General features: G+C 39.5%; 31 protein-coding genes. 26 read left to right on the top strand and 5 right to left on the bottom strand.

Annotated features, from left to right (window positions below):
* Positions 1-77: 77 nt before the first annotated feature.
* The 14 genes from MHN02_RS19530 to MHN02_RS19465 all read left to right on the top strand — a co-directional run bounded on the left by MHN02_RS19530 (position 78) and on the right by MHN02_RS19465 (position 15,215).
* Positions 78-443, top strand: a complete 366-nt coding sequence (locus MHN02_RS19530; protein WP_239247763.1) for an EAL domain-containing protein — start codon at positions 78-80, stop codon at positions 441-443.
* Entirely contained in the window at positions 412-894 is a 483-nt protein-coding gene (locus tag MHN02_RS19525) for a hypothetical protein (protein ID WP_061095077.1), read from the top strand. The genes MHN02_RS19530 and MHN02_RS19525 overlap by 32 nt, the downstream gene beginning before the upstream one ends.
* Positions 895-1,824, top strand: coding sequence for a recombination-associated protein RdgC (gene rdgC, locus MHN02_RS19520; protein ID WP_101566878.1), 930 nt, complete (start codon positions 895-897; stop codon positions 1,822-1,824).
* Between the two features lie 119 nt (positions 1,825-1,943).
* A complete protein-coding gene (locus MHN02_RS19515; RefSeq protein WP_069945497.1) occupies positions 1,944-2,582 on the top strand; it encodes a hypothetical protein in 639 nt (212 codons plus the stop codon).
* Positions 2,582-4,189 (top strand): hypothetical protein, encoded by a 1,608-nt coding sequence (locus tag MHN02_RS19510; protein ID WP_061095080.1) that lies wholly within the window; start codon positions 2,582-2,584, stop codon positions 4,187-4,189. Before MHN02_RS19515 ends, MHN02_RS19510 begins: the two co-directional genes overlap by 1 nt.
* Positions 4,186-5,454, top strand: a complete 1,269-nt coding sequence (locus MHN02_RS19505) for a hypothetical protein (protein ID WP_061095081.1) — start codon at positions 4,186-4,188, stop codon at positions 5,452-5,454. The genes MHN02_RS19510 and MHN02_RS19505 overlap by 4 nt, the downstream gene beginning before the upstream one ends.
* Positions 5,447-6,169 carry a hypothetical protein gene (locus tag MHN02_RS19500; RefSeq protein WP_061095082.1) on the top strand — a complete coding sequence of 241 codons (723 nt, stop codon included), beginning with the start codon at positions 5,447-5,449 and terminating at the stop codon, positions 6,167-6,169. The genes MHN02_RS19505 and MHN02_RS19500 overlap by 8 nt, the downstream gene beginning before the upstream one ends.
* A 9-nt stretch (positions 6,170-6,178) precedes the next feature.
* Positions 6,179-7,762 carry an ATPase, T2SS/T4P/T4SS family gene (locus MHN02_RS19495; protein ID WP_061095083.1) on the top strand — a complete coding sequence of 528 codons (1,584 nt, stop codon included), beginning with the start codon at positions 6,179-6,181 and terminating at the stop codon, positions 7,760-7,762.
* On the top strand, positions 7,759-8,928 hold the full coding sequence (locus MHN02_RS19490) for a hypothetical protein (RefSeq protein WP_069945498.1): 1,170 nt from the start codon (positions 7,759-7,761) through the stop codon (positions 8,926-8,928). Before MHN02_RS19495 ends, MHN02_RS19490 begins: the two co-directional genes overlap by 4 nt.
* 17 nt (positions 8,929-8,945) lie before the next feature.
* Positions 8,946-9,392, top strand: a complete 447-nt coding sequence (locus MHN02_RS19485) for a hypothetical protein (RefSeq protein ID WP_061095085.1) — start codon at positions 8,946-8,948, stop codon at positions 9,390-9,392.
* A gap of 1 nt (position 9,393) precedes the next feature.
* Positions 9,394-9,882, top strand: a complete 489-nt coding sequence (locus tag MHN02_RS19480; RefSeq protein ID WP_061095086.1) for a hypothetical protein — start codon at positions 9,394-9,396, stop codon at positions 9,880-9,882.
* Positions 9,883-9,917: 35 nt separating this feature from the next.
* The gene (locus MHN02_RS19475) at positions 9,918-13,577 is read left to right on the top strand and encodes a hypothetical protein (protein ID WP_061095087.1); all 3,660 of its coding nucleotides are present in this window, start codon (positions 9,918-9,920) and stop codon (positions 13,575-13,577) included.
* A gap of 96 nt (positions 13,578-13,673) precedes the next feature.
* A complete protein-coding gene (locus MHN02_RS19470) occupies positions 13,674-13,871 on the top strand; it encodes a hypothetical protein (protein WP_061095088.1) in 198 nt (65 codons plus the stop codon).
* A 93-nt stretch (positions 13,872-13,964) separates the two neighbouring features.
* Complete coding sequence (locus MHN02_RS19465; RefSeq protein WP_069945499.1) at positions 13,965-15,215, top strand: hypothetical protein; 1,251 nt, start codon at positions 13,965-13,967, stop codon at positions 15,213-15,215.
* A gap of 57 nt (positions 15,216-15,272) precedes the next feature.
* Here MHN02_RS19465 and MHN02_RS19460 read toward each other — a convergent pair whose 3' ends face one another.
* From MHN02_RS19460 to MHN02_RS19450, 3 genes are read right to left on the bottom strand one after another with little or no spacing between them, the layout of a single operon-like run.
* Complete coding sequence (locus MHN02_RS19460; protein WP_069945500.1) at positions 15,273-16,064, bottom strand: hypothetical protein; 792 nt, start codon at positions 16,062-16,064, stop codon at positions 15,273-15,275.
* Between the two features lies 1 nt (position 16,065).
* Positions 16,066-16,395, bottom strand: a complete 330-nt coding sequence (locus tag MHN02_RS19455) for a hypothetical protein (RefSeq protein ID WP_061095091.1) — start codon at positions 16,393-16,395, stop codon at positions 16,066-16,068.
* Positions 16,395-18,479 carry an ATP-dependent helicase gene (locus tag MHN02_RS19450; RefSeq protein WP_239247761.1) on the bottom strand — a complete coding sequence of 695 codons (2,085 nt, stop codon included), beginning with the start codon at positions 18,477-18,479 and terminating at the stop codon, positions 16,395-16,397. The genes MHN02_RS19455 and MHN02_RS19450 overlap by 1 nt, the downstream gene beginning before the upstream one ends.
* Before the next feature lie 143 nt (positions 18,480-18,622).
* Here MHN02_RS19450 and MHN02_RS19445 point away from each other — a divergent pair, with 143 nt between their 5' ends.
* From MHN02_RS19445 to MHN02_RS19435, 3 genes are all read left to right on the top strand, one after another.
* Positions 18,623-19,102, top strand: coding sequence for a hypothetical protein (locus tag MHN02_RS19445; RefSeq protein ID WP_015068723.1), 480 nt, complete (start codon positions 18,623-18,625; stop codon positions 19,100-19,102).
* On the top strand, positions 19,092-19,385 hold the full coding sequence (locus tag MHN02_RS19440; protein ID WP_015068722.1) for a hypothetical protein: 294 nt from the start codon (positions 19,092-19,094) through the stop codon (positions 19,383-19,385). The genes MHN02_RS19445 and MHN02_RS19440 overlap by 11 nt, the downstream gene beginning before the upstream one ends.
* A gap of 151 nt (positions 19,386-19,536) precedes the next feature.
* Positions 19,537-20,181 (top strand): hypothetical protein, encoded by a 645-nt coding sequence (locus tag MHN02_RS19435; RefSeq protein WP_239247759.1) that lies wholly within the window; start codon positions 19,537-19,539, stop codon positions 20,179-20,181.
* Between the two features lie 28 nt (positions 20,182-20,209).
* Here MHN02_RS19435 and MHN02_RS19430 read toward each other — a convergent pair whose 3' ends face one another.
* Positions 20,210-20,578 carry a hypothetical protein gene (locus tag MHN02_RS19430; RefSeq protein ID WP_239247757.1) on the bottom strand — a complete coding sequence of 123 codons (369 nt, stop codon included), beginning with the start codon at positions 20,576-20,578 and terminating at the stop codon, positions 20,210-20,212.
* A 188-nt stretch (positions 20,579-20,766) separates the two neighbouring features.
* Between MHN02_RS19430 and MHN02_RS19425 the strand changes: the two genes are divergently transcribed.
* Genes MHN02_RS19425 through MHN02_RS19410 form a run of 4 tightly spaced genes read left to right on the top strand, consistent with a single transcriptional unit; the run spans position 20,767 to position 23,424 of the window.
* Entirely contained in the window at positions 20,767-21,291 is a 525-nt protein-coding gene (locus MHN02_RS19425; RefSeq protein WP_101566865.1) for a hypothetical protein, read from the top strand.
* 2 nt (positions 21,292-21,293) lie between these two features.
* Positions 21,294-21,596: a hypothetical protein gene (locus tag MHN02_RS19420; RefSeq protein ID WP_015068718.1), complete on the top strand. Its 303-nt coding sequence runs from the start codon at positions 21,294-21,296 to the stop codon at positions 21,594-21,596.
* Between the two features lie 8 nt (positions 21,597-21,604).
* On the top strand, positions 21,605-22,837 hold the full coding sequence (locus tag MHN02_RS19415) for a hypothetical protein (protein ID WP_239247755.1): 1,233 nt from the start codon (positions 21,605-21,607) through the stop codon (positions 22,835-22,837).
* Positions 22,825-23,424: a hypothetical protein gene (locus MHN02_RS19410; RefSeq protein ID WP_061095099.1), complete on the top strand. Its 600-nt coding sequence runs from the start codon at positions 22,825-22,827 to the stop codon at positions 23,422-23,424. Before MHN02_RS19415 ends, MHN02_RS19410 begins: the two co-directional genes overlap by 13 nt.
* Positions 23,425-23,556: 132 nt before the next feature.
* Here the strand turns inward: MHN02_RS19410 and MHN02_RS19405 are convergent, their stop codons facing one another.
* Positions 23,557-24,177: a hypothetical protein gene (locus MHN02_RS19405; protein ID WP_069945505.1), complete on the bottom strand. Its 621-nt coding sequence runs from the start codon at positions 24,175-24,177 to the stop codon at positions 23,557-23,559.
* 312 nt (positions 24,178-24,489) lie between these two features.
* Between MHN02_RS19405 and MHN02_RS19400 the strand changes: the two genes are divergently transcribed.
* The 5 genes from MHN02_RS19400 to MHN02_RS19380 form a co-directional block, all read left to right on the top strand.
* A complete protein-coding gene (locus MHN02_RS19400) occupies positions 24,490-24,666 on the top strand; it encodes a hypothetical protein (RefSeq protein WP_239247754.1) in 177 nt (58 codons plus the stop codon).
* A gap of 16 nt (positions 24,667-24,682) precedes the next feature.
* Positions 24,683-25,162 carry a hypothetical protein gene (locus MHN02_RS19395; protein WP_239247753.1) on the top strand — a complete coding sequence of 160 codons (480 nt, stop codon included), beginning with the start codon at positions 24,683-24,685 and terminating at the stop codon, positions 25,160-25,162.
* A 13-nt stretch (positions 25,163-25,175) separates the two neighbouring features.
* The gene (locus MHN02_RS19390; RefSeq protein ID WP_239247752.1) at positions 25,176-25,400 is read left to right on the top strand and encodes a hypothetical protein; all 225 of its coding nucleotides are present in this window, start codon (positions 25,176-25,178) and stop codon (positions 25,398-25,400) included.
* Positions 25,401-25,408: 8 nt separating this feature from the next.
* Complete coding sequence (locus MHN02_RS19385) at positions 25,409-25,678, top strand: hypothetical protein (RefSeq protein WP_239247751.1); 270 nt, start codon at positions 25,409-25,411, stop codon at positions 25,676-25,678.
* A gap of 13 nt (positions 25,679-25,691) precedes the next feature.
* Positions 25,692-25,916: hypothetical protein (locus MHN02_RS19380; RefSeq protein ID WP_239247750.1), on the top strand; the 225-nt coding region annotated here is incomplete at its 3' end.

Genomic DNA, 25,916 nt, shown 5'->3' with positions numbered 1-25,916 from the left:
CATACCTGGATTACAAAAGTCCAAATCAATATGAGGCTGATATGGCAAATTTAGGAAAAGCGGCTTAACTGGGTTGTGTGAATTTGCTTGACCACGTCAAGGTTGCTCTAGATGACTTTGGAACTGGGTTAAATAATTTTGATGCTGTTTTTAATTACGATATCGATAAGGTCAAAACAGATAAGGGATTCTTAAATCTCAACAACGAGGTGAGGGAGGTATTCTTTAGTAGCATATGCTCAATAACAGAAAAACTGGGACTGGATCTAGTTGTAGAAGGTATAGAAAACAGTTCCGAAATAGTTGCGTTGCAGAAGCTAGGAGTTACAACAGTACAAGGCTTTTATATTTCTAAACCAATTCCATTCAAAGACTTTGTAAGTTCTCATAAAAACTCGTTAGGGATTATTAATGAAGAAAATATTGCTAATTGCATTTCTTAGCGCTCTTTCTCTTGCTACCAAAGCGGGGGGAACCCACCCGGTTGGTTTTGTGAAGAGAATATTGTCGCCAAATATGCTTGAAATAGAGCTCTCAGAAGGAGTCATCAAGTTTGAGATATTAGGGCCTGACTTTTCACAAATAGATAGTAACTGCTCAAGCTCACTACTTGTGCAGGAATACTGCGGGTATATAGAAGAAATTGTAGGAAATAGATTAGTCGGAGTCGCATTGGAAGACGCTTCAGGTGATTTGTTAAAAGGTGATCTGACGTTCAATGGCACTTCTCTAGCTCTACTCCTAATAAGAGATGGATACCTTAGAGCTAATACTCGTCACAACGTGAACCATGCATTATTGATTGCTGAAGAAGAGGCTAGATGCTTATACAAAGGTATTTGGGCAAATAGAAGGGGCGAACTTGAATACGAAAAATCTTGTATGGGTAGATAAATGTTTAGTCACTATTTTAAAAATATAGTTCCATTTAGATATGAAGTTGAAGGAGACGCGATCAGTGAAGAAATGCTCTTTGATTTCATTCCACAACTCAAACATGTTCCGATCAAAGCTTCTCAAAAAGAAGCTTTCGGCTTTTCAAGCATAGTTGGATTTGAGAATGATAAACAATATATCCATTCGATTGACGGATGGATATTACTTAGCATGACGTTCCAAAAGAAAAATATAAAAAAAAGCTTACTAAGTAGGAAGTTCAATGAACTGAAAATTTTAACCAATGAAAATAATATTAAAATGGGTAAGGCCAAGCTAACACAAGAAGAAGAGGAAGAACTCAGGGCTAAAGTATATCTAGAGTTACTTACAGAGGCTCAGCCAGATGAGGACTACCTAAATATAATTATAGACACGTACTCAAAATATATTTACCTCTCCAATGACAAAGCGAAATATCAGAAAGTTTTTACTAACTTAATGAGAAAAGGGATTGAGTCTTTTTCAATGTCAAATTTCAATCCACATGGAGTAGGACTACATCTTACACAATGGCTGTACAAGCCGACTGAAAACTTACCAAGTGAAATATCACTTGAGGACAGCACTTTTTTAACTTCAGAGCAATCTGCAAGAGCTCGATTAACTAAGCAAGACCTTCACTCAGATGAGATACAAGTTCTCATAAACCACGGGAAAAAATGTAGCTCTTTAGGTATCTCCTTTCTAGAAAGGCTTAGTTTAACTCTGCACGAAAGTTGTAAGGTATCAAAAGTGAAATTTTCTGATCAACTGATGGCAGAAGTCAGAGAAGTGGAAGAGCCAAGTAGCCGGTTTGATGAAATGTTACCTTTTTGGGAAGTGATGTGTAGCGAATTCTCTTCTTTCTATGAGTGGCTTGACAAAATTTTGGAACAACCAGTCTAAGAAAATCACATTTTGGTAGGCTTTTCTGACAAAAATTGAATAAGTCGGGAAAACGATTTTTTCAAATTCGCCGCCCCAGTATATTTGATTCCAACACAAAACGTTGGATGAAAATACACATGAAAAAAACTGTTGTCTCAATCGCTGTACTTATAGGTATGGCGTCGTCGGGCGCCCTAGCCAAATCAGCGGACGCTTTCATCGCACAATGCAAAGCAGAAATGATTGAGGCTATCAGTCCTATCAATGACCAGACAGGTACTTCAGAACCTGAAGCCATACTAAAAGCCTCACGTGTAAAAGAGCAAGGTTTAACCTCGAAGAACATAGCTAGCCAGAAAGAAACTTTTACACAACCTAAAAAAGTGGAAACCTTAATTGAGGTTGTTGTGGAAGAACCGCACCCTGAGGATTGGTGTGAAACAAGAGAAGAAGACGAACTTTATTTTGTAAATGAGGAGCGTGGTTACTTCGGGTTCTACCTTAAAAAGGGAGCTCTTATAGAAAACCTAGAGAGGTTGGTCGATTCCTTTTATCCTAACAATCAAGGTCTAATAAGCCGCATTGGCGATCACGTTGTACCTGCAAATACTTGCATTGTTGAAAGAAAAAAAGACCTAGTATTTCAACAAATTGTTGAACCTTATTTTGTTGACAATAATTCGGTTCAATATGGAAGCTTCACAAATAACGTCCACGCTGTTTTTTACAGAAATGACCCAGAATTCAGCAGATACTTTTCTGGGGTAAGACGCTAATGAACACTCCTAAATTATTATTAACCCTTTCTGTAATCGCTGGTATAGCAGGTTGCTCAGTACTCACCAAACCAAACGAAGCAGAAGAAGCAAATAAATCTGAAATGCTTTTGGCTAAGGCAAGAAGAGATCAGGTAGATTCATCGCCAAATGTACATACCTTTTCATCTATGTATGTACCAGTCCTAACTTTAAAAGAGTCTCAACTGCCCGGATGGTATAAAACTCCAAAGAGCATCAAAGTAAAAAACAGAGCTTTGGAGGATGTAATTTCTGAGCTAATTGAGAGTAGAGATATTAGGGTTAAATATCTACCTGGAGTAGTGAGAAGCCTAGATGTGTCTCTTTACGGGACGCATAAAACTTTAGGTGGCTACCTCGAAGCAATTGCATCTGCTACAGGTTACCAATTAGATGTAAAGGAAAACCTGGTTACGTTTAGTAAATATGTAGAGCGTGTATTTCCAATCAGAAATATCTCAGGTAACTACGATTTTGCGATTGGTAAAAAGGAAGAGCAATCTCAAAGTAGCAATAGTTCTTCTAATGGGTTTGCAGCTGCGGAAGCTGTGAAGTCGAATGGTGACGAATTTAGCAATCTAAGTGGAAGTTACGATCCACTAGAAGATTTCAAGGCAGGTGTAGAAACTGTTCTTGGTTGTAGAGAAGAAGGTGATAAGTCATCACTGAACATCGGCTCATCAGGCGGTGAATCTGGTGAGAAAAGCCATGTTCAACAAGCTCTAGAAAGTGATATGAACTTCCAATTGTCTCAACTAGACAAGTGTGAAGGGGGAGCCGTAGTTAAAGAGCTACGAAGCGATAATTCATTGCTTGTTAGAGCGCTTCCGTTCCAGATGAACAAAGTTGAAAAGTTTATCACTGAAAAAACAGAGCGCGAATTGAGACAAGTAAGAGTTGATGTGACTTTGGCAGCTATAGAGGTTACTGAAGATACGGCTTTCAGCTTAGATTTCGCTGTTCTTGATAACGTTGTCGGTAGTTCAGACCTCGGACTAACAACAGCCTCTAATTTATCTGAAAGCATAATTGGTGGTTTATCTAGTCGAGGCACGGCGACCCTTTCACATACTTCAGGTACAAACCTAGCATTAACGGCTCTGCAAAAACAGGGAACTATCCTAGACAAAGCAACTTTACGTGGAGTTGCATTCAACCATCGTATTGCAAAAATCACTGATATAAACAAGCGGTCATTTATATCTGATAGGCCACTTGGAACCACAGCTGAAGTCGGTGTGACCTCATCAGTAGAACAAGATGTAGTTGAGTCTGGAAGAGCGCTCTTCATAAAACCAAACATCGGGCCTAGCGATGTAGTTATTTATATATCAACGAGCCTTTCATCTCTAATCGATATTCGTTCACGTGGTGATGAAGGTGAAGAAGTCGAGTCTCCTGAAATTAGTGACCGTGAGTTTTCTTCGATGGTTCTTGTTAGACCGGGCAAGCCTGTTTTAGTGGGTGGGTTTACAGTTAATGAAGTACAAAGCATAACCTCTCTAAATGGTGTTTCTGGTATTACCCGCAGCTCTACAAATTCAGAAGTTGAGATCGTAATGATTGTAGAGGCTGTTTATATATGAACGCCTTGAAAGCTACTAAGACAGTTTCAGTTCTATCCGCAAGTGCAAGCGCGATACGAGAGCATCTAGAAGATTTGAAGAGCTTACAGCTCGAACATGGAGCTTTATATAAAAACGACGCAGGGGTAGTCATTTTTGCCTCGGAAGAAAATGCTACCTTATTTGCTCCTGCACTTCTTGAGCATTTTGATGGGCGAGATGCAATCGTCGTCTATAAAAAAGATGAAAAAGTTTATTTTTTCGCGACATTTAATGGAAATTTTATAGATGAATTTGAGTTTTCTATTACAGATAGTGATTCAAATGACATTGAAAGGCTCAGAAGGTTTTGTTCACTTTACCCCTCCGAATTATCCTCGACCCCCTTTTATTCTAATGTCAATGCTGAGGCCGCAGACGAAAATTCCGTTCTCTTAGATGGAATTGAATTGCCGCTATCTATTGAACGGGAAAAGGGGTTTCAAGAATTAAAGTCATTGAAACCTGTTTTAGCTTCCGAATTAGAAAAGGAGCTTGCAAGAACCAGCACCTCTAAGTTTCCTTTCAAATGGTTACTACTTCTATCGGTGATTGGGTTTTTCTCATACCTATATTTTCCTGCTGATGAGCCCATCGAAGTTGTTGCAGATGACAAGAACAGAGAAGTCAAAGTAATAAACCATTATTTAGGTTTGAAACACTTCTATACGGACGGAAAAAGAGGGGTTAACCCTAAACCAATACTCAGAGATGTTTATCAACAATTAATGTCTGCAAAGCAACTTCGTGGTTGGGAGATTTCTGAAGTTAAGGTGGTTAATGAAGGTGATGGGCAGGTCACGGAATACTTAGTGTTGACGTCGACATATGGTTTAGTCGCGGAATTGACCCAGTTTGCACATAAAGGGAAGTACAACCTGAATGTCTCTGGTAGTGAAGCATTTTTAGCAAGAAAGATTTACTCAGAGAATATCTACAACTCATATGGCCGGTTTCATGTAGGTACATTTCACAACTGGCTCAGTTCTGCCACTGATGACCTTTGGGACGACGTCGACTATGCAATTATTCCAAGTCAAAGTGAAACATCTTCTAGATGGCAGATAAGTGAAGCTGAAATCACTTTCCCTATATTCCACCCGGAAGATTTAGAGTCATTTGGCTCGCTACTTAAAGGGTTCCCTTATTCATTCAGCTATTTAGAAATGAAGACAATCAATCCATATGTGGATGCATGGGAAGCGGTCGTAAAATTAGAAATAGCAGGAGTTGAAACTAATGCTTAATAAATTGAAAAACAAGAAAATTATTTTCGTTGTTGGTTTGTCTACAGCATTGGCCTTTGGAGGCAGTTTTTTTGCTTACGCGATATACGTACAAAAAGATAAACAAACTGACGATATAGCGGCGTTATTTGCAGATGAAAAATTTGAAGTAAACAAAACTGAGAAAAAGCCACCCTTAGCTACTGAAAAGAAGACAGAAAAAGTACCTGAGTTTGTACCAGCCCCTGATTATAAAATTCAGTTAGCAATTGCCAAAATATATGACTACGCGCTAAACCCCGAAGCGGAAGCTAAATGGCTTGCATTAAGACTTTCATCACGAGCTCAGAGAGAAAAAACACAAAGAGCAAAATTAGCTGAGGAAGAAGCTAGGGCGTTATTAGAGCGAGAAAAATATCTTCAGAAGGTTAAAGCTGTTAGTGAAGGAGCAACACTTCGAGACAATGGTGAAACTCTAGCTCTAGAGAATAAACCTGCTAATGAGAGAGTAGAAGAAATTGTGCCCTCTAAAATTATCGTCCAAAGCTATGAGAAAAAAGGGAAATCAACTGATTCTCGAGTTTCGTTAACTATTGATGGTGTGAGACATGATGGTGTTAGAGAGGGGGTAATGATTGCAGGCCACAGCGTTACCGAACTCAATGATCTCTCTGAGTGCGTTTCACTTGTCGATACCAGGGTGAGTGGTGGTCTAGTAACTAAGGTTTGTTTTTAGGAACTCATCATGGAAATAAGCTTTTCTAATAAAAATACCGGATTTTACCAACCTCTAAAATCAGTTGGTGAACTAAGTACTCTCACCTTGGATAAGAATATCTCTCTAATCGAGCAGATATCTAATGAGCTGGGTGTTCAGGCTATTTATTTTGAAGGTGGAACGTTAGTAGTTGATGACTATAGTGGCCAAAACAATAGGGATGGCATCTATAAACTAACAAGTAACTTAGAAGAAAATAAAAAACCAACTCGTCGTGTTTTAGTAGCAAAAGCTGCAGATATTAAAGCTTATAAAAGCGAAAAAGTTACTTCAGTTGCAACTGGCGTTGGTGAGTATGATCAAGAGAAAACTCTGCTCCAGTTTCAAGACCTAATGCAAAGGGTTTATGAACTTGGAGCAGAAGATGTATACATCACTTTGTCGAAAAGCGCTGACACTGCATACGCACTATTTAAAGTTGATGGAAGGCTCTTATCCCTTACTTACCCATTAAAGAACTATGCGTTTGGTCGAGCAATGTGTGCAGCTGTTTATGATGGCCTTGGTGGCGTCGGTGCAACGATTGGTACCTTTGATGAAGTTACAACTCCGCAAGAAAAAGGATTTAAGTACCCACTCTACGACACACGAGGCGCTCTGTTAGCTAAATTCAGTGTGAGATACACGAAAACAAAAACATCACGTGCAGGCGAACTAATGGTTAACCTGCGAATACAAAAGAAGGCCCGAAAAATAGGTGAATTAGGCCTCCCTCAAAATGAACTTGAGCTGTTAGAGCGCAAATCGTCGAAAGCTCAGGGTGCAATAATTACCGCGGGTAGAACCGGCTCTGGAAAGACGACTACTAATTTTGCTGTATTGTTAAATCTGCCTAAAGATAAAAGTTACCAGACTTTTGAAGATCCGATTGAAATAGAAAAACCTTACGAGTATGTGAATATCCATCAGAACTCGATGGATTTGAAGATAGGAATCGATGCCCAGCTGAAAAGTATCATGCGGCAGGCTCCTGACGGGGTCTTCATTCAAGAAATTCGAGACCCTCTTACCGCAAAATTTGCAATGGATGTTTGTAATACTGGCCTGTTAGCAATAAGCAGTACACACGCCCCCTCAGCAATTGGTATTCCCAAACGTTTAAATGATTTGGGCGTAACATTTGCCGACATGTCTACTCCTCAAGGTTTAAGTCTACTCAACTATCTCGCACTTGTAAGATTGCTTTGTACACGCTGCAAAGTGCCAATGGAGGAGGCGAAAACAGCTTTTCCTGAAGAATATAATAAGAGAAAGCAATTCTTTACAGACGTCTCGGTAAATGAAGAGGCGTTGCAAGGTATTTATATGCGAAATCCTCAAGGGTGTAGTCACTGCCATTACTCGGGGGAGGACGGCAGAAAACTACTTGTTGAAATGATTGATGTTCAGAGCCAGGACAGAAAATTCATTCATGACCAAAAGTGGGATGAATGGCATAAGTACTTGAAGCTTGAAAAAGGCTACTTGCCAGTAAGTGAAAAGGTTCTTTTTGAATTGAGGCAGGGCCGAGTGGATGTAGATAGAGCTGCAGAATTGAGGCTTGGCGAATGATTAGTAATAAATTGAAATCCAAATTCAAAGAGGCTCTTTTCCATTGGAAGCTAAAGGCTGACTTTAAAAAACCGCAACAAATAGATTTCATCAAGCAGTTAAATTCATACTTGGTTTCTGATATTGGCATGGTAGAAGCATTGACCAGCACTCGTGAGCAATATGCTGCAACCTACGGAAAGAAACATGTCATTGTTCAGATTACTGACAATTTGATAAAGGCATCCAGTACTGGGCTTGGATTTAACAATCTTATGGCAAAGTATTTCGATCCAATAATTGCCGTTGGATTTGAACTAGCCAAACAGGTAAGTGGTGATAAATCTGCAGTGCTTAACATCGTAGATTTGGTAGAACAAGAGGCAAAGCTGAAAAGAAATCTAGTAACTTCATTAGCTATGCCTGGCTTTGTTTTTTGCTTAGGCATTGGAGCTCAGTATGTGGTCGGAGGATACATTCTACCTATGGTGCCTGGGAAAACATTACCCGACTCTCCAGAAGTTAATTTCTCATTAAGTGTTTATAGCATTCTAAGTAGTTATTGGCCTGTAGCTCTATTCTTTTTTTGTCTTGTCTTTTGGATGTTCGCTCAAGGTCAAGCTAATTGGATGCCTAACGGTAGCTTTGGGAAAAATGCAAAACGGATTGAAGACTATATAGGTGTTAATTCTTTTTCATTACATATAACTAAGTGGCTTAGCAATTTCAGAAAAAGGTTAGACACAGTCTGGCCATTCTCATTATATAGAGAATTTTGGTCCATTCGACTTTTGCGTTTACTTGGATACCTGAAGCTCGCAGATGTAGAAGATATTGAAGCGCTCAAGGTAATAGGAAATTTTTCCCCACCATATATTCAATATTTTACTAAACAAATGATACGCGGCACAGGAATTGGTAGCGAGAAAAAAGACTATTTCGGTAAAGAGCTAGTCAGTGACGCTCAGATGATTCGCCTTAGAAGATATTTTGAAAATGTCGATAACGAAACATTTGCCAGAGGGCTGGTAGAGGTTAGTAAAAACGCAGAAATAGATTTGAAATTACAAAATGGCAAGTACATCACAAAATTCCAAATGACAGGATTCTTCCTGGGAATAATTCTAGTTTTTTTAGGACTGGGTGGAGTATTAGACGCTCTAGCAGGCTACCAAAACAATCTTTAACAAACGAGGAAATAGCAATGAAAAACTTTAAACCAATGACTAAGCAAAAAGGTTACATCTCAGCAGAGTGGGCAATCATAGGCGTGTTAGCTCTAGGACTGCTCGCATACAATATCAGTAAAAGCGAACCACTTGCGGCGAATGGTAAAGAGCAAAAGTATAACGATGCATTTACTACAATCATCTCACAAGCGCGAATCAAAGCTGAGGGGCGTACAGACGGTTTTGCAACCTTCGATATCGAAGACTTAAGCGACGAAGGATATATCTCTGAGGATTTTGGTGACGGTTCGGGTACCAACTTTGATGGTGGTGACTGGAGTATGGCCACCAGCACTGTGGATCAATTAATTGTTTCGGCTAACGGCCTTCAAGATGACATTTGCGCACGTGTCGCTGAAAAGTGGGCTGTACATACATCAGCCACCTGCACCTCTGGAACAGTGACAGTATCAGTCCGTTAATATGCTGATGAAGAAACATCAACAAGGATTCGGTGCGGGTTATATGGTGATGTTTTTAATCATGGGAGGATTACTGTCTACAGTATTCCTCCCTCGCCTTTTATCCTCTGGTGTGAACCAGGGGATTTCTAAATTAGAGGCGCAATTCACTCTTGCACAAAAAACATCTACCGCATACTACCTAAGTACTTGCGCAATAGGCGAGATAGAACAAGAAGATCTAGTTTTATCAGGTTTGCTTACTGAGAAAATTTCATTCACGGGTTTAACAGGAGTTCTGATTTCTATAGAGAAACCCGGTTTCTCTCCAGCTTTTGTATTTGAAGCTGATGTACCAAACAAAAAAGCGCTAGTCAGTTTTTTATTAAAACGAGGCGCAACCATCACAAATGAACGTATCCGTTACATAACACCATTGTCTGCCAGGAATTCTGCTCTAAAACAATCTTTACGAAATGAGCAAACTTATTTTGCTGGCTCTATTTGTTGAAGACAAAAAGGGCAGATGTTGGTTAGGGAAAATACATGAAAAAAATAAGTCATTTCAAAAAAACTCTATTTATTTTAGGGATAGGGATTGCTCCTTTTAACGGCCATGTTTATGCAGCCAATGAAATAGCTAACACCATTGCAGACAATAAAGAGGCCCAATTTGAGTCTGCAGAAGTTACCGCAATTAAACTAAATGAACTTAAAGGTGGTGCGCTTAACTATTTCTCTGAGAATGATGCATGGCCATTAAATGTTACTGATTTGGCAACAAACGGTTTTTACTACGGTTCTTACGACACGATGTACGGAACATCTATTTCCGGAGCCATTGTCGGTGGAAGCTATGTCCTTTCCGTAGATGTACTCGACCAGTCTTTAGCAACTTACATTAGCAATTTTGTAAACGGAACTGCTGCCGGTTCGGTGGTCTCTGTTCAATTTGGCGCACCTAGTACACTTGCAATCCTTGATAGTGTGATTTCCCGAGTCGACAATGGCGACCCATCACGAAATACGATGGAAACCGACCTTCGCCTTGGTGGGAATGATTTGGTTGGGGTAAATAAAGTTGATGCCAATGTGGTTAATTCTACACAGGGCAACTTCAATGACGTTCAATCTGATACCGGTACTATTACATCTTTGTCAGTAGATTCAATTACTGGGAATACTGGTAATTTAACGACAGTAAACTCCACCACGGTAAATACAACCAATGTTACGGCCACAGGAGTAGCGAATTTAGGCCAAGTTTCGGCATCCTCAGTGTCAGCGACACAAGTAACAGGAACTAACGGCGTTTATGACAGTGGCGCTAGAGTTTTTTCGCCAGTAAATTTACCAACTAAAAATGATGTTGGTCTAGACAGAGTCCAAAATTACTCTATTACTGATAGTTACACCGGTAATAGTTCAACCCTTTATGCCTCCCAAAAAGCAGTTACTCAGGCTTATACTAAATTAAACAACGAGAAACTCGATAAAAATGCTAAGGCGGTAGATGCTGATAAATTAGATGGTATCGAAAGCTCATCATTTATACGTAGCGATGTTAACGATTATGTAAATGCTAACACTCAATGGCAGGACGGGCGGAGAGTACGTTTTGGTAGCGGTGCCGATAGTGAAGCATTTTACGATGGTAGTAATTTCTATTTACGTAATCTTAATAATGGCAATATCTATATAGACAACCGTCGAAACAACGGCGATGTAGTTTTGAGAGCAGATAACGCATCAGGCTCTACATTAGATGCAGTAAGGGTAGTCGGTTCAGATAACGTAAGCGTAAGACTATCGCAAGGTGGCACTGAGAGACTAAGAACTACTTCTTTTGGTGTAAATGTAAACGGTCAAATAGAAGCCGATAGAGTCACAGTCAATGGTGCTGATGTATGGACATCATCCAATGATGGAAGTGGCTCAGGGTTGAGTGCTGACAATCTTGATGGCTTTAATTCAAGTCAATTTATTAGGTCTGATGCTAATCAGAATGTGACAGCGAACACTGAGTGGCAGGACAACAACGAAATTAGACTGGGTGCATCCGCTGATATGCGAATGGTACATAATGGAAGCGACTCGTATATTACTAACTATACGGGCTCTTTTTTTGTGCAAAACGCAGCTAACGGTGGAGAGCTAGTTTTTAGAGGTAGAGATTCATCCGGTACTATTCAAGAAGCGATTCGTGTAACTACTGGAACTGATGAAGTTGCAGCCGTACTCTCGCAAAACGGAAACAACAAATTAAGAACTCGTAGCTACGGTGCTGAAGTTTTTGGCCGATTAGAGGCTGATCAAATTACGGTTAATGGTTCAAATGTTTGGACTGCCGCAAATGATGGTTCCGGTTCTGGGTTGAGCGCAGATAACCTCGACGGTATTAATAGTTCCCAATTTTTAAGAGTCGATCAAGACGACAATATTGCTGCCAACACAGAGTGGCAAGATAACTACTCAGCAAGGTTTGGTAATAGTGCTGACCTCAGAATTTTACATACCGGTTCCACATCCCATATTAGCAATTACACAGGGGAGTTAATAACGGAAAACCGTGCACATGGTGGCGATATGGTTTTCAGGTCTGAAAATACCGGGGGGACTCTAAGAGAGGCAATGAGGGTTGTTGCTGATGGAAATGTATTTGTTCGACTAGCCTACGACAGCAGTGAAAGATTAAAAACCACATCTTATGGTGTTGAAGTAACAGGAAGAGTTGAGGCTGACCAGTTAACAGTTAACGGTTCAAATGTTTGGACCGCTGCAAACGACGGATCGGGTTCTGGTTTAGATGCTGATAAGTTTGATGGATTAAATAGCACTCAGTTTTTACGGACTGATACAAATGATGTTGTAAATGGCCACACCGAATGGCAAGACAATTACTCAGTTAGACTTGGCTCATCTGCAGATATGAGGATGTACCACAACGGCTCACATTCATACATAGATAACTACACGAATAACCTTTATCTACGAAACATTAAGGAATCAGCTGGTATCCTGATGGAAGCTACTGCAGGCAATGGCAATCGTTATAGAGGTATAGCAATCCATACAGATAGCAATAATGTATGGGGGCGGTTGTATTCGAATGGCAATGCGCGAGTTGATGCGACCCGCGATGGTGCGACTATTTACGGTGATGTGACAGTAACCGGTGGAGATATTTATCTGGCTGGGAAGCGCCTTCAAAATAATTCAGGCAATTTGTATTGGGATGGGAAGCAGGTTGCCACTCTTAATGGTGGGGGCTGGTCATCTTCTGAGAATAGAGTTGCATACACAGGAACTGACGGCGTAATGGAAGTTGGCCGTATTGTTGATTTCCATGCAACCGCTAACTCTAGCAGAGATTATGATATGAGATTTTGGGCTTCTGCAGATGAGTTAGTTCTGTGGGGGGGAGATATGACTGTCAGAGATGGCGGCATGAATATTTCAGGTGATTACAAGGTTAATGGTAGGAAAATCGATAAAGCCTATATTGGTTTAGATAGAGTAATGAACTTCTCAATAACAAATAGCTATACGGGAAACAGTAGTAGTCTGTATGCATCCCAGCAAGCAGTAACACAAGCCTACAACAAACTTAATAATGATAAATTAGACAAGAACGCAAAAGCTGCCGATGCAGATAAACTCGACGGTATTGATAGTTCATTATTTGTAAGAACGTCTCGTAAAATAAATGGAAAGTCGTTAACTAGTGATATTACTTTAAGTAAGTCTGATATTGGCTTGAGCAAAGTAGACAATTTTGATTCAACTAATAGCTACACTGGACGTGCAACAAACCTTTTCGTCACACAACGTGCTTTGAATGATGCCTACAAAGATGCAATTTCAAAGTTATCTCCAGATAGAACATACACTCAGTTATTCTTTAGATCCGGTGGCTTAGATAAAGGAACAATATTTCTAGAGCGTTCTTGGAAAGGATTTGAGGAAATAGTCGTTTTTGCTGGACCTGATAACCAGAATGACTTATTTGTCACGAGGTTCACAGAGAAAGAGTATCAGCTGGCGGAAGCAAGCTGGTCGTATTTCGGCCGCCCAGCTACTGAATTTAAATTTCACATTATCAGTCATCACCATAACTTTTGGAGTGGGAATTTCTATTCTGATGTTGCTTTCATGACTGCTGATGAAAACGCGAGAATCTATGCCATTTATGGAGTAGGTAGATAATTGCTGGAACTAAACATAGGATAAATCGGAAAATTTAGGCAAAAAGAATAACCACTTTGATAAACTCTTTACAAGTTTTTTAATTTTGAGGCTCTTATGCGTGATTTGGTCTTGAGTAAATTTTTAAAGGATCTTGGTTTTAAAAGTGTTTCAGAAGTTTCCATGCTTTCTGGTGAAAGTCGACAGACTTTAGACGACTGGTATAAAAATGATACTAGACGCTTTAAGAACGCAGTATCTGGAGCCATTTTAAAAAAGCAATTTGAACTTACCGAAAAGCTGAATAATTTATAAATGTCGTATATCCCGACAAAAACAATTGATTTTGTCGGGGGTGCGTGTTTAAATAGTTTTGCTGTTAGGGAATTTTTTGACATTGAGGTATGAATGAAATCATCTAAAACTATTATCGCACTATCACTTGTTTTATCACTTTCCGCATGTGGAGGAGGTGGCTCTGACCCTGAGCCAGTAAACAATGATCAGGTTGATGGAATTTCAGACAATGGGAATGAAGTAATTGTAGATGCCGTTGACGGCGAATTAAAAACGAATGTTGGGTTAAATGCCTATGCGAAAGTTAATCCGAATAATGGATTACATGAAACTCTTGGAGAAAATTCTTTAAGTTGTTCTTCAAATGACGCGTTTCTTTTTGAAACTGAACACTTTCAAGTTTTTAGTGAGACCGAATATGATATCAATGATTATAAGCTTGTCGCTGGTGTACTAGATGAAACGGTATTTGGTATCTTTTCTGAGACTGAAGAAATAGGTTCTCTTACTGGACTTTCAATCGGTGAATACATGCAGAAGCGAAGAAGCATAGCTAAGTTCGCGCTAGATACTCTTATCAAAAATTATTTTGAATTGGACAGTGTACGCAATTCTCTACCTGAATCTTCAGCAGATTGGTCTGAAGATGAAAAAATTGATTATGCTTGGGACAAGTACATTGAAGCATCTAAGGATGAGCAGATTGCCTTAGCAATAGAAGCTGGCGGTGTAGATGGATACTCATGGAGCGAAGATGATATTTCTCATGGAAACTTCATCAAAGTATGCATGCACTCAAACACCTCAAGCTATGTAGAAGAGACCTATACAGGCATAAATATTGTAGCGCCAAGTGTATCTCTTCCTGATGATTACAGAGGGGCTGTTAGAAACGCTATGATCCAAATGTATCAAGTTGGGGTTTCAAACTCAGTACACGGAAATTTACTACCTAAATGGTTCGCGAATGGACAGGCTAATTATTTCACAGGTATTCCTGCAGATAGAAATGACCATGGTCTATACGACACTACTTTTGTAGTTTCTGAAGAGGATCTTGAGAACCTCAATGATGACCCTAGCTTACAAAGCCACTTTGCATTAGCTTATCAGTATTTAAGTAACGCTAACGTTCCTGGTCAAAGCCTATTTGATATCCCATTAGAAATGGCGTCGGATAGCGGTGTTTATAAACTAAGTGATCTAGAAAGCGATTATCCCTACGAGAAACCTACTTCCGGTAGCCTAGAAAGTGCAGCCTTCATTAAAGCGTTTGATAGTGTTGCTCTCGTTGATGAGACGGGTGAACCGCTCAGCTATCAACGTTACAAATATGAATATCATTCATTAATGGCCAATTAACTATATAAAAAAAGCCAGCTTCATTAAGCTGGCTTTTTTTCGGTTTCTTATAATAGTCTAAGAACGAGAGATAGGTGAGCTTCCCTTATAAAGCAAATCAAAGTTGACACCAGACACCGAAATCAACCTCTGACGAACCCAATTCTTATTAAGGAAATCCGCAAAGCTATTAATGAAGTTCTCATAATTACTCTGTAAAAACCCAACGCAATAAAATTTTTTAAATAAAAATTCGTTTTCAACGCTCATTTCTTGTTGGAGATAAAGTAATATTCCACCCCCACTATTATCCATGTTGTCGATTGCTAGAAGAGTATTATGGGGTTGAAAATTCCCATGCTCTCTAACTTTGCTAGCGATTTCCTTCTCAAATTCATTCTGAGCGATATGCCGAACATAATGAACATGATTTGTTTCACCAATCAAAAAACCTCGCTGTACTCCAAAGAATTTGCAAATCTTCCATAAATTATCTTCACCAACTTGCGCGGCAAACTCCGTCCCATCAGACAAAGCAGAAGTGTTCACTGGAGGAATTGATAACGCCTTTAAGATTAGGTTTATATGGACTTCTGGAATGTTATGGGAACCAAATAGCCCTAATGCTCGTGCAAAGCCAATATTGCGGTTAAACAATGGATTGTTCGCTTCAATCGCCCAATCAATAACCAAAGATACTGCATCGTTGAAAGATGCTCCAGTATGCATTGCACTCTGTATCGAGCTGATGAACGCACTTTGTTCAGAACTAGTTCTAATAGTTGTTTTCTTTGGTAGTGTATCTAAATGATCCACAGCATTTATTTTTTTAAGAAGGAAATTAGAGATTCGGTTAATGCGTATGTTCATGCTAAGCATACCTAAGTAAGAACAATGCGAAAGCTGCCGATATGGCACAAGTAATAAATGCGATTATTTTTTTTGCAAAAAGGTTAGACAGCGACATCGAGAATGAGCCTGCAGTAATCAGCTTGAGTACGTAGGGAAAAGGATTCTTGTCTGCAGTGAGCAAATCTCCCACTGTAATCTGTAGAATCGCTACAATGACGATTACAAACGTCAGTAGACTAAAAATAAAAGCCAAAAGGTAAGTTGGCTCCGATGTTTTAATGTATGCGTGGAGACTTGTACCTTGTATTAATACTAGCCACTGTTTTTCGGGTTTTTGATTTTCTTCCATTATCTAACTCTTGCAAATGAACCTAATCGAGATAGGTATTGATTGAACTCTAGTTTTGAAGGTGAGTTGTCGAGATCACCACCAGCTCCTTCATGAATGGCGTGTGATATGCGCTTCGCGCCTGGAATATTCATTTCATAGACAAATCGTGAAACATAATTTACATCTTCTTGGTGAGAGGCCGGTGCAGTATTGATTTCAGTCTCAGATAGTTTTATGAACTCTCTATCAGGAGGCAGCATAAGCAATAACTCTTCTCTCGGACGGGTAGCAGCAACGTAGAAAACGCGTCTTTCAGACTCTAAATCGGTAACCTTAGTAGGTATGATTGAAGGGCTAATTGTTTCGCAACAAGCAGGTATGATTGCCATTTTTACAGTCAGCCCTTTGGCTGAATGCTGTGACAGAATAGAAATACTACCTAGTTTGTTAGAGCTCTCACTACCTATAGCTCTAAGCGCTCTATTGAATTGATGGTAATCAGTTGCCCCTTTGGTAATTTCTATAAACCCATCTAGCAATGAGGGTGACTCTTTAGGGATATTAGATTTACCTTTAGTTGATTCAGACAAAACTAGTGGCATCAAGAATGTGTTAATATATGAGTCGTAGAACTCTTGAAATGATTCTTTTGATAGTGAGTTTCTAAGGCTATTGAGGCGCTGATTTATGCTTTTTATAAAGAAAGGTTTAGAGCCTGGGAATATATTTAGCAATGATTCATCATCAATTGCTCCCTCACTAAACACTAGTGAAAAAAGGTCCTTATATTTTTCCCTTTTAACTGGTAGTCGTGGGAAAGTTAAAGATTTAGCAAATAGTGAGAACTTCTCTTTTTGACTTACTTCCATAGCAAACAGCGCGGCAGTACTCGCAATTGATTTAAATAGCGGTGTATTTGCTATAGAAGTACTCTTGGAGTGCATTGAATAAGGGATACCTGCCTTAATAAGAGCAATTTCGATGAAAGGTGTTACAGAGTGCATTCGCGGTAAAATAGCAATGTCTGAGTAGCTGTTACCTTTCTCTATAAATCTCTTAATAGCTGCAATCATTGAGGACTGATTAGTATCAGCATATGGGGGCGTCCCGTGCGCCGGCTCATCGTAGTAACCAATATTTATTTCGGTTTTATTAGCATCCAAAGGCGAAAGACACATTTTTTCTGTTCTTTCCGAATTCCTAGAAATACAGTTGTAAGCCGCGAGAGCGAGCTCATGTCCGTACCTGTATGTCTTGGTTAGGTGAAGCTTGGATGAAGTGGGGAATACGGCGTCCCAATCAGAAGTCATGGTTTTAGGGCTACTACCCCTCCATTCAAAAATTGTTTGGTCATCATCACCAATGCAATTGAATTTTGCTCTTGTACCAGCCATAGCATGAAAGATTTTCATTGAGGCAGGGTCTATGTCTTGGTACTCATCAATAACAATATGATCGAGTTTATTAGCAATAGATTTATAGATCTTTTCCTCATATTCTAATGCCACTGCAACGTCATATATCAAGTCACTTAACGTCCTGATTTTTAGTCGTTTCCGCTCTTTTTCAACTAACTCAAAACCTAAAATAAATGGCTGTTGGTCGGAGGGGAGCTTTAATCTGCTGAACATTTCCGCGGCAGGAAGTGTGTCACTTTTGCAAAAATTTACGAACGAGAGAAAGTTATCAATAACAGACTGGTCATAAGCATTTATATCCGAAGTACCATGCTCAATGATTGATTTTCGCAAATTATCTCTACAAATTCCTAACCACTGATTCTCATCTTCAATTAATTTTCTAGTAGGTATCAAATTGCGTTTTTCTAATGACTGGCAAAGACGGTAACCAAGCTGGTGGTAATGCCTAATGCGCGGCTGATTTTCTATATTGTAGGCTTGCATGTCACGCCTAAACTCTTCCGCTGCAGGGCGACTAAACATTGTAATTAGCATCGTTTCAGGGTTGATGCCTTTACTCAACATATAAGCCACTCTAGCTTGAGTCACTTTCGATTTACCACCACCTGGAGGTGCACTTAGTAGAATGTGCTGGTCAAAAGGGGCCACAATGAAATTAATCTGTTCTTCTGAAAATTCCATACCGGTCCTTGAAGCAAATGAAAGGATTGTGTGCAAAGTGGCGGGATATAGGAATTAGAAACCCGACTAATTGAACATTTATAGTTTTGAAAAGCCTGGTTACAAAAGAGAATACAACTAAATTTGAAAATGGAACATCAATCTTGAAAACATTCTCTGTGCACCACCTTAAATCAGATGTACTCAGAAATATGAGTAGAGCTAACAACGTGCCTATTCCTGAACACCTAGAGGAGACTAAACAGGTTGTAGTGAAAACTTATAACCAACTCCTTGATAAACGTGCGCTTCGCATGGCTGTAGAAAAGGGCAGTAGCTTTGAAATACAAAAACTCTGGAGAGTGATTGGTGAGGCTGCTAATAAGTTACTCGACGATGGGTGGTATTCACACGTGGCCAACGTGCAATGTCAAACTGCAATGCAGGCTACTCGACTGACTAAGTCGATAAATTCAATATGGTTTTTGAGTGGTAAGAAATGTACGGAAATAGTAGAGGTCCCTATTCGCTCTACATCATTTAGGGATATTGTTGAGTACGAAGGCTCTCGATATTTATTTCTACTTGGAGGGTTCCTGTGTTTGCAAACGTTCAGGTTTGTTGGAAGCGCTAATGAACATTGAGGTTTTATCGAAAAGAGTTAAGGCATCAGTAGTAAAACTTCAAGTCGTTGGTAATGAAAATGGCGATTTGGTAGTACGTTTCAAGCAAGGTTCTGTTACTAACTTTGTAACCAACTCAAGTAATACAGAAATAAAAACATTTAGAGAGCCCAGAACGGTCGCTAAGTTTTTAGAAAAAGCTGGCGTTCAACAGTACGAAATAGAGTTATCCAATTGGAATATTGAAAAAATATTCGACCGACACAAAGCAGCTAGCGCATTGAGAGTATCCGCGAGTAGTTAGCTTATTATTTAGGTTCTCTTTGCCTCCAAAACGTAAAAATTTCCATATCTTGAATTTAATATGCTGTTTATTAAGTAAGTCGGGAAATCTATTTACCTAATCCGAGCATGTAACTAATTTAGCTTGAGGGAAATTATTAAAGGGAAAATAAGTGAACACTATAAATAGAAGAAAAGTAAATGCTGTAGAAGCTCATATTGCTAAGCCTCAGCCTAACGAGGAATGCAGTTTAATTGATATGCTCTGTGAGTTAGTGGACTTTTGGCCTAGATGTGCCACCTGCGCTACCCAAGAACCAGACGGCGAAATAATCCTCTGGTCTGCTTCTACATCTTTGATTAAACACCATCGTCACAAACCTGGAGTTAGTTTGTGGATCTCCATTGGTGAAAAGCATAGTGTTGACGCATATTACAAGACCATCAATGGTCATAAGTACAGAGCTAAGGATTGGCACTGCACTGTAGTTACTTTCGAGGAATTCAAAAGTAGAAAATTACAATTACTGGCCAATCAGCTCGCGCCACACTTTGAGCTTCTAAATGAGACTAAAACTTATAGTGCACTTAAAGAATTAGATTGCAGTATTCTTACTAAACTTATGCATTTTGAAGATGCTAGAGTATCCTTAGAAGGCTATGAACCCGACGCTGATGTGCACAGGGGCTTTTTATCTGTTTACGAGTACGCTCGTAATAAAGAGGAAGAGTGGAGGATACAAAGCCCAGCAATTGATCGAAATGGCGTTCTAAATTTTAAACTTCACCAATTTTTAAGTTTACACAGTACGGTTTGACCCTTTCAATTTTATTAAGTTAAAGGTGTTAATCTACTTTCAGAAGACGGATGTGCTTTTCGCATGGTTCATCCGGTGACTGTTCAAACTTTGCCAGAGAGTAGCCTCTCAGAATCCACTCCTTGAAAAATTGCAATAAAGCTTCGTCCTGCTCAGGATTGTTAACGTCCACTGTAACGATAAAATCTTTTCTTTCGCTCGTGATGTCTTGCAATTGCCACTTATGAAAAGAAGTCTGGGTGACAGTCCAAAAGCAGCGAGAAGGCTCTATTTTCACTGCCGAATTTTTAATTTGTTCCTTGTTTTTTTTAGCTTCTCTGTGGTTAGAGTAAGCCCCTATCAAAGCCTTGTTGATCTCCAGCTCAGAAATTTTCTTTCTTGATTCGGCTTTCTTCACGAGCTCATCTATTGTTTGCCCGAAAGATACCGCAGACAGGGGCACAAGAATTATTAGGGTGATAGATTTTATAAAAGTCATTTAAAAGTCGATAAGTCGGAAAAACCAATGAAGGGATTTTTTCAACAATGTATAAGGTGTAGCAATACAAAATGCTCAATATCTTGGAATACTAATAGGCCTCTCAGATGAAAAGAAACCTCAGTCACATTGCCACCCCCTTAATCGTAGCCCTCATGACGGTAGGATGTACTGCCACCGACGAAACTGTGAAGTTGAAAGGTAAGAAATATGCTAAAGATAGTGAAGGTGCTGTTGTACTGTCTGAGTCGCAATTTCGCGAATTAAAATCTGAATATGCTTTTATGGAAGGTCAGAACCCACACGTATCTTTGACACAGGAAGAATACGATTTAGTCATGAATAATGATGAGGCTTTATTTAGCTTAATTGGTCAAGCAGATAAGCAAGAGTCTACATCGACATTAATCAGACCTGGCTCTCTAAAGAAGAATATGGAACGAATCGTTAAGGAAAACGGTTGGAATACCCTCTACTTTGATGGACCGGACTACTACGTTGAGGCCCCTTTCATAATCGAGGAAGAGGATGTTACAACTTCTGTTATTCATTTTGCTTCTGATTACCCTCTTTATACTTGCTTTGATGAAGAGTCGAAAACTGTAACAGTCATTCAGTCAGCGAAAAATTAAAAATGTTTACTGCGTTTGGGACTCGTTACCATGCGCCGGTGTACCGTCTAGATAGCGGCAAGAATGCAAGTTGGTCATCACTGGACTCTTCAAAATTTGATACTGCACTGCAGAAAGAACTGAGAATTTTTATTCTAAGAAAAGCATTCTCAATGGGTGTCAAAGATAGAGTAGATTTAAAAGTGGGTGAAACAGATAACTTTTTTCATCATGAATTCTTGTCTGGTTGGCCACATACATTGTGGAAAGAGGCGTATTTAAGAGGGGTAAGTGATACGCCTATTAAAGTTGCAACGGTCGCATGAGAGGAAGCATGAGAGTAGTAAAGAAGTATGCCATTAAAGAAGAGCCTCTTACTATAGAGAAACTCTCAGCAGATAAAACCAACCTCTTAACTGGAAAAGGGGGAGAAACACAGCTTTTACTCAAATCATTGTATGGCAATTGGGTGGTTTGCAGTTGCGAAGTACCAGTCACTATTAAGAGGTTTATAACTTCAAATACTTTCTTTCTAGCTACCGTGAAAGGGCGGGGCAGACATAAGTCGTCCTGCCCGTTATTCAAAATCTTTAGTGAGAGCTCAGAAAGTAACGAAAGCCCAACTAAGATAGCTAATTCCTATTCGTTTAGTGTAAGTGCGAATGAAGCTGGTGGTTCTAAAGTTAGTCCTTCAATAACCGGCGTTTCCGAATCAGTGGGTAAGGAAGACAAACTTTATACGTTGGTCGCATCTCTATTCTCTGAGGCGAATTGCGGTCTCTTCTCTTCTGAGCAAAAGAGCGGTTTTGCTGATGAACGAGATAGAATAATTTCTGCCTCTAGACGTTTTAGTATTGGTGGGAAAAGTTTATTTCAATACCTCCATTTCGGTTTTGGACAATTGAAGAACTGCAAGGAAGACCTAAATCGGAAACAGCATTTGTGGCGCGGGAGAAACAGGCCACAGGCGCTGGTCTTAGCGCATGTCGATACAATTCTTGAAGAGGAACATGGGTGGCAAATTAAGGTTAAAGATGGGTGGGACGTATTTCTCCCTTCTACAATCACCTTAACCAAGTTAAAGGGCGCTTACAGCTTATCTAAAGGGCCGATATTGGTGGCCATGATTATTTCCCCTGTATCAGATGAAAATAACGATGAATTCGGTGTTACCCGGTGCTTCGCCGCCCCTGTGGTTAATGGTCAGGGGTTCATGGTGGTTTCCTCCGATAGAGAAAGGACTTTCGCTAAGATAGCTATTAAATGCATTCTCGAAAAAAAGATGGGTGCTAAGTTAAAAAAACCATTGTTCTCGATAGAAATTGAAGGTGAAAAAGTCATAGCTGATTTTCTTGTAAAACACGGGAATTTGGAAACAGCCTTTATGATAGAAAAATCTGAAACAGCCTTGTCCGAATACGAGACTCCACCCAATATCAATAAATTGTTTTCGCTATATCCGAGTGTAGAGCGAATTAACTACACGAGTAATACTAGTAATGCAGACTTTTACTGTCGTTCAAAAGCGATAATAGAAAAGGTGCTGGACGAATTATGTTTGAAATAGAAAAGACTATGAAGAGGCTTAATTTAATTTTGCCTATAGTAGCTATCGTTGGTTTGGTGTCTTTGATCGGACATCAATCGGAAAATTATTCGTCAAGAGTGATTTGGAATGTATCTAAAGACTTAAGCGTCAAGTATTTTGATATCAAAGAAACATTGGGGAATCCACAGAACTTTTCTAAAGTTCTAGAGGCGTCAATTATCAAAAAGGATCAAAGTATCCTAGATCTCCTGGTGGTAGATGAGATGGTTGTAGTAGAGAACCATGCCCAAGAATATACCGAATTAGTTGAGTTACTTCCCAACATAGAAAATTTAGTGCACGTTCATAAGAATAGTGATGACTCTAACTCTTATGTGGCTGGTGGTATAAAAATCTTGTCCGTAGAAGAAAAGGATGGAGAGTTTGGTGTGTTTTATGGGCCTGTATCAAAGAACCTCGTCCACTCCTTACAAAGGAGGCTGGATGGAGGTATTGAAAATGAAGATACAGACCTGACAGGTTTGGTAAGATTTAACAGAGTTGAGGAGTTTGGCGGTCATTTTATCTTAGGGCTATACCCGCGAAAAATGGTTAGTGAAAATTAGCCTCACATCAATACTTATCTATTAACGAGCTTAATTGGCATCTGTGAGGAGACCACAAGAAGATTGAAATGTATTAGCTAAGGCATACGAGGTTCAGAGAGTTGAAAGCCACTGTGGAAGTGGCTTGTGAATCTAGCATTTGAGCGGAACGTCACCATCAGGGCTAATTTCTTGTTTAAGTTTCATCTTCATGTCGCATGTCATCTCGTCAATCATCTTGAAGTTTAATTTAAGTAATTCAGCTTTCTGGTCACTCCCAATGTTGCTTTTATCCACAAAAACTGACTGTGCACCTTCTAAAGAAGAAATGTAATAGTCTATTGACTGCTTTAGTGCCGCATCTGATACTGAGGCTAATGAAGCGTTTAAATCAACTTTAAATTCACCATTCTCACTAGCAACAATTGTATACATTGGGATATTAAATTGCCGACTGTTTCGTAGGAGACGAACGGAGGTTTCAATAAAATAGACATTATTGTCTTGGTGAATCTTACTGAGGTTTGCTCTATCCAGTTTATTGTAGCCTGGGATTAACTCACCCTTTTCAGGTTTAAGCAGAAAGTCGTGAGCCCTTGCTTCGTCTTTCTCCAATACGGTAAGCCAAAAATCATTTGCTACAGCCATAGGATCATTAGGGGTATAAAGAACATCTAGTTTGGATGATATATCTTCGTGAAAAGCAAAAGTCACTCCACTGATAATAGCGGCAGCAGAGTAAAATATTGCAGCTTTCCGTTTTTTAGAAATCATTAATTACCTTCTCGATATGGGGTAAAAATTTAACTATGGTTCTCCACGAGTATAAATTCTATAAAATATCCGACTTAAACAAGATTTAGGGTAATAAGAAAGGCATCCTTTAGTAACGCCTCACTGACTGTAGAAAAGGATAAGGACGTTAACCAATTAAATCGTTTCCTATTACCGCTTTAAAAATAAGGCTTCCAACGCGATGATAGCTTTTTGACCATCCTGATGGGAAATTGAGTTTCCTATCATGACCTGTTACATTCTAACCAGACATATTTGACAGGCAAATATGATTAAGCATACTAAACATATATGACAGGTAAAAGGGTTACAGACTTTCAGTTAATAGCCAATAAAAAGGGCTGGAAGTTTGAAGAAATCGCTAAGCGCTGGGGTAAGTCAGAGCGGCAAATATCTCGAATAGCTTCAAAAGGCGAGCAGAGAGATATTGATGCTGTGAACGGACTTCCGGCAAAAAATAAAGGTTAATGGGAAATATCGTCGAGTGTCTAATGCATGCCAAATAGGCGATAAAGTCAGAGTGACACATTTATGTCCAAGTCAAAGAGCTTGGCTGCGGCAATTAGCAGCATTTGACGCTGAAGTGTTAGATATAAATGAGTCTGGTTATGAAGTTCAGTATAAACATAACCAAGCGCGTTTATCAGTTAGTGAAGAGCATCTTATGTCGAGACACAGTATTAGCAAGCCTGATTGGGTGGCTAATGCATGGGGTGACTATGAAGCTATCTCTATTAGGTCACGGTGCTTAACTATTACATTTGAAGCTCTATTCAATGAACTTGAGCATATCATCATCGAAGAAAAAGCGAATTTAAAAAGAGAACAAGTAGTTAGGTTGCGATTCTTCTGTGAGCAGCCAGTTGTTGATATCACACTAGAATTGAATAAACGTGTTGTTTTTAGGTGGTATCACACGCCAATTAAGCGCAGTGCATTACTAAGTAAATTGAACAATTTATAAGATGGGAAATTAGATGCCTCCTGAATCTGAACTACAAATATCGTTAAGAAATGCGAAAAATGCTAACGATGATCGCAAGATAAAGGCTGAAAGAAAGCGGCAGAAACGTGAGTTGGAGTTGAAAGAAGAAACGGTGCAGATTGCCAAAGCGAACTCTAAAAAAGTCACAGTGGCACTCGTCATTTCAATTATCAGTTTGTTAATGTCAGTCTCTACTTTTGTTCAAAACCAAATGTAGGAAAAACGATGGCAAATTTTGATATTTGGGAATCACTTGATGGGTGTCTAGTCGCTCTCCCTTCTGAAGATACCTCATTCGATACGAACTTTCTTCCAAAGGGAAAAGAGGCTCAAGATTTTTATCCAGTCGCGCTTAGGGTATCAGCGGAATCAAATGAACATGCAGTCACCTATTTCAAGAGCGAAATACTTCCTGGATTGGATAGAGTTACCGAGATGCGAAAGTCAGGCATGTCCCATGATCAAGTGTTTGAACACTTAAAGAGTTCAAAGTAGGAAGCAACCAACAATGTGGTTTATTATAAACAAAGATAACCCTCCTAAGTTTTATACTGACACTGGCTCACTGATTGAAGTACAGGGAATTGAGTGGACAAATGTGATCGTAACTACCGAGCGAACCCTTTCTTCATCGCAATTTTTCGTTAAAGACAGCGACCAAGCGCTGTCCGTTTTACAAAACAGTCATGCGCAATGTTTCCAGTTGAAGAAAGATGCAAAAAAACTCGCTACC

It is taken from the genome of Alteromonas sp. CNT1-28, from assembly GCF_022348345.1.
GTDB lineage: Bacteria > Pseudomonadota > Gammaproteobacteria > Enterobacterales > Alteromonadaceae > Alteromonas > Alteromonas macleodii.
This window is presented reverse-complemented; position numbering and strand designations above follow the sequence as displayed.

Coding starts and splice junctions, on each gene's coding strand:
- MHN02_RS19500 (WP_061095082.1), top strand. CDS start 5,447: ATGCTTAATAAATTGAAAAACAAGAAAATTATTTTCGTTGTTGGTTTG.
- MHN02_RS19415 (WP_239247755.1), top strand. CDS start 21,605: ATGAGAGTAGTAAAGAAGTATGCCATTAAAGAAGAGCCTCTTACTATA.
- MHN02_RS19470 (WP_061095088.1), top strand. CDS start 13,674: ATGCGTGATTTGGTCTTGAGTAAATTTTTAAAGGATCTTGGTTTTAAA.
- MHN02_RS19495 (WP_061095083.1), top strand. CDS start 6,179: ATGGAAATAAGCTTTTCTAATAAAAATACCGGATTTTACCAACCTCTA.
- MHN02_RS19480 (WP_061095086.1), top strand. CDS start 9,394: ATGCTGATGAAGAAACATCAACAAGGATTCGGTGCGGGTTATATGGTG.
- MHN02_RS19420 (WP_015068718.1), top strand. CDS start 21,294: ATGTTTACTGCGTTTGGGACTCGTTACCATGCGCCGGTGTACCGTCTA.
- MHN02_RS19410 (WP_061095099.1), top strand. CDS start 22,825: ATGTTTGAAATAGAAAAGACTATGAAGAGGCTTAATTTAATTTTGCCT.
- MHN02_RS19405 (WP_069945505.1), bottom strand. CDS start 24,177: ATGATTTCTAAAAAACGGAAAGCTGCAATATTTTACTCTGCTGCCGCT.
- MHN02_RS19425 (WP_101566865.1), top strand. CDS start 20,767: ATGAAAAGAAACCTCAGTCACATTGCCACCCCCTTAATCGTAGCCCTC.
- MHN02_RS19475 (WP_061095087.1), top strand. CDS start 9,918: ATGAAAAAAATAAGTCATTTCAAAAAAACTCTATTTATTTTAGGGATA.
- MHN02_RS19450 (WP_239247761.1), bottom strand. CDS start 18,479: ATGGAATTTTCAGAAGAACAGATTAATTTCATTGTGGCCCCTTTTGAC.
- MHN02_RS19455 (WP_061095091.1), bottom strand. CDS start 16,395: ATGGAAGAAAATCAAAAACCCGAAAAACAGTGGCTAGTATTAATACAA.
- MHN02_RS19525 (WP_061095077.1), top strand. CDS start 412: ATGAAGAAAATATTGCTAATTGCATTTCTTAGCGCTCTTTCTCTTGCT.
- MHN02_RS19485 (WP_061095085.1), top strand. CDS start 8,946: ATGAAAAACTTTAAACCAATGACTAAGCAAAAAGGTTACATCTCAGCA.
- MHN02_RS19385 (WP_239247751.1), top strand. CDS start 25,409: ATGGCAAATTTTGATATTTGGGAATCACTTGATGGGTGTCTAGTCGCT.
- MHN02_RS19465 (WP_069945499.1), top strand. CDS start 13,965: ATGAAATCATCTAAAACTATTATCGCACTATCACTTGTTTTATCACTT.
- MHN02_RS19490 (WP_069945498.1), top strand. CDS start 7,759: ATGATTAGTAATAAATTGAAATCCAAATTCAAAGAGGCTCTTTTCCAT.
- MHN02_RS19440 (WP_015068722.1), top strand. CDS start 19,092: ATGAACATTGAGGTTTTATCGAAAAGAGTTAAGGCATCAGTAGTAAAA.
- MHN02_RS19505 (WP_061095081.1), top strand. CDS start 4,186: ATGAACGCCTTGAAAGCTACTAAGACAGTTTCAGTTCTATCCGCAAGT.
- MHN02_RS19515 (WP_069945497.1), top strand. CDS start 1,944: ATGAAAAAAACTGTTGTCTCAATCGCTGTACTTATAGGTATGGCGTCG.
- MHN02_RS19510 (WP_061095080.1), top strand. CDS start 2,582: ATGAACACTCCTAAATTATTATTAACCCTTTCTGTAATCGCTGGTATA.
- rdgC (WP_101566878.1), top strand. CDS start 895: ATGTTTAGTCACTATTTTAAAAATATAGTTCCATTTAGATATGAAGTT.
- MHN02_RS19390 (WP_239247752.1), top strand. CDS start 25,176: ATGCCTCCTGAATCTGAACTACAAATATCGTTAAGAAATGCGAAAAAT.
- MHN02_RS19460 (WP_069945500.1), bottom strand. CDS start 16,064: ATGAACATACGCATTAACCGAATCTCTAATTTCCTTCTTAAAAAAATA.
- MHN02_RS19400 (WP_239247754.1), top strand. CDS start 24,490: ATGACAGGTAAAAGGGTTACAGACTTTCAGTTAATAGCCAATAAAAAG.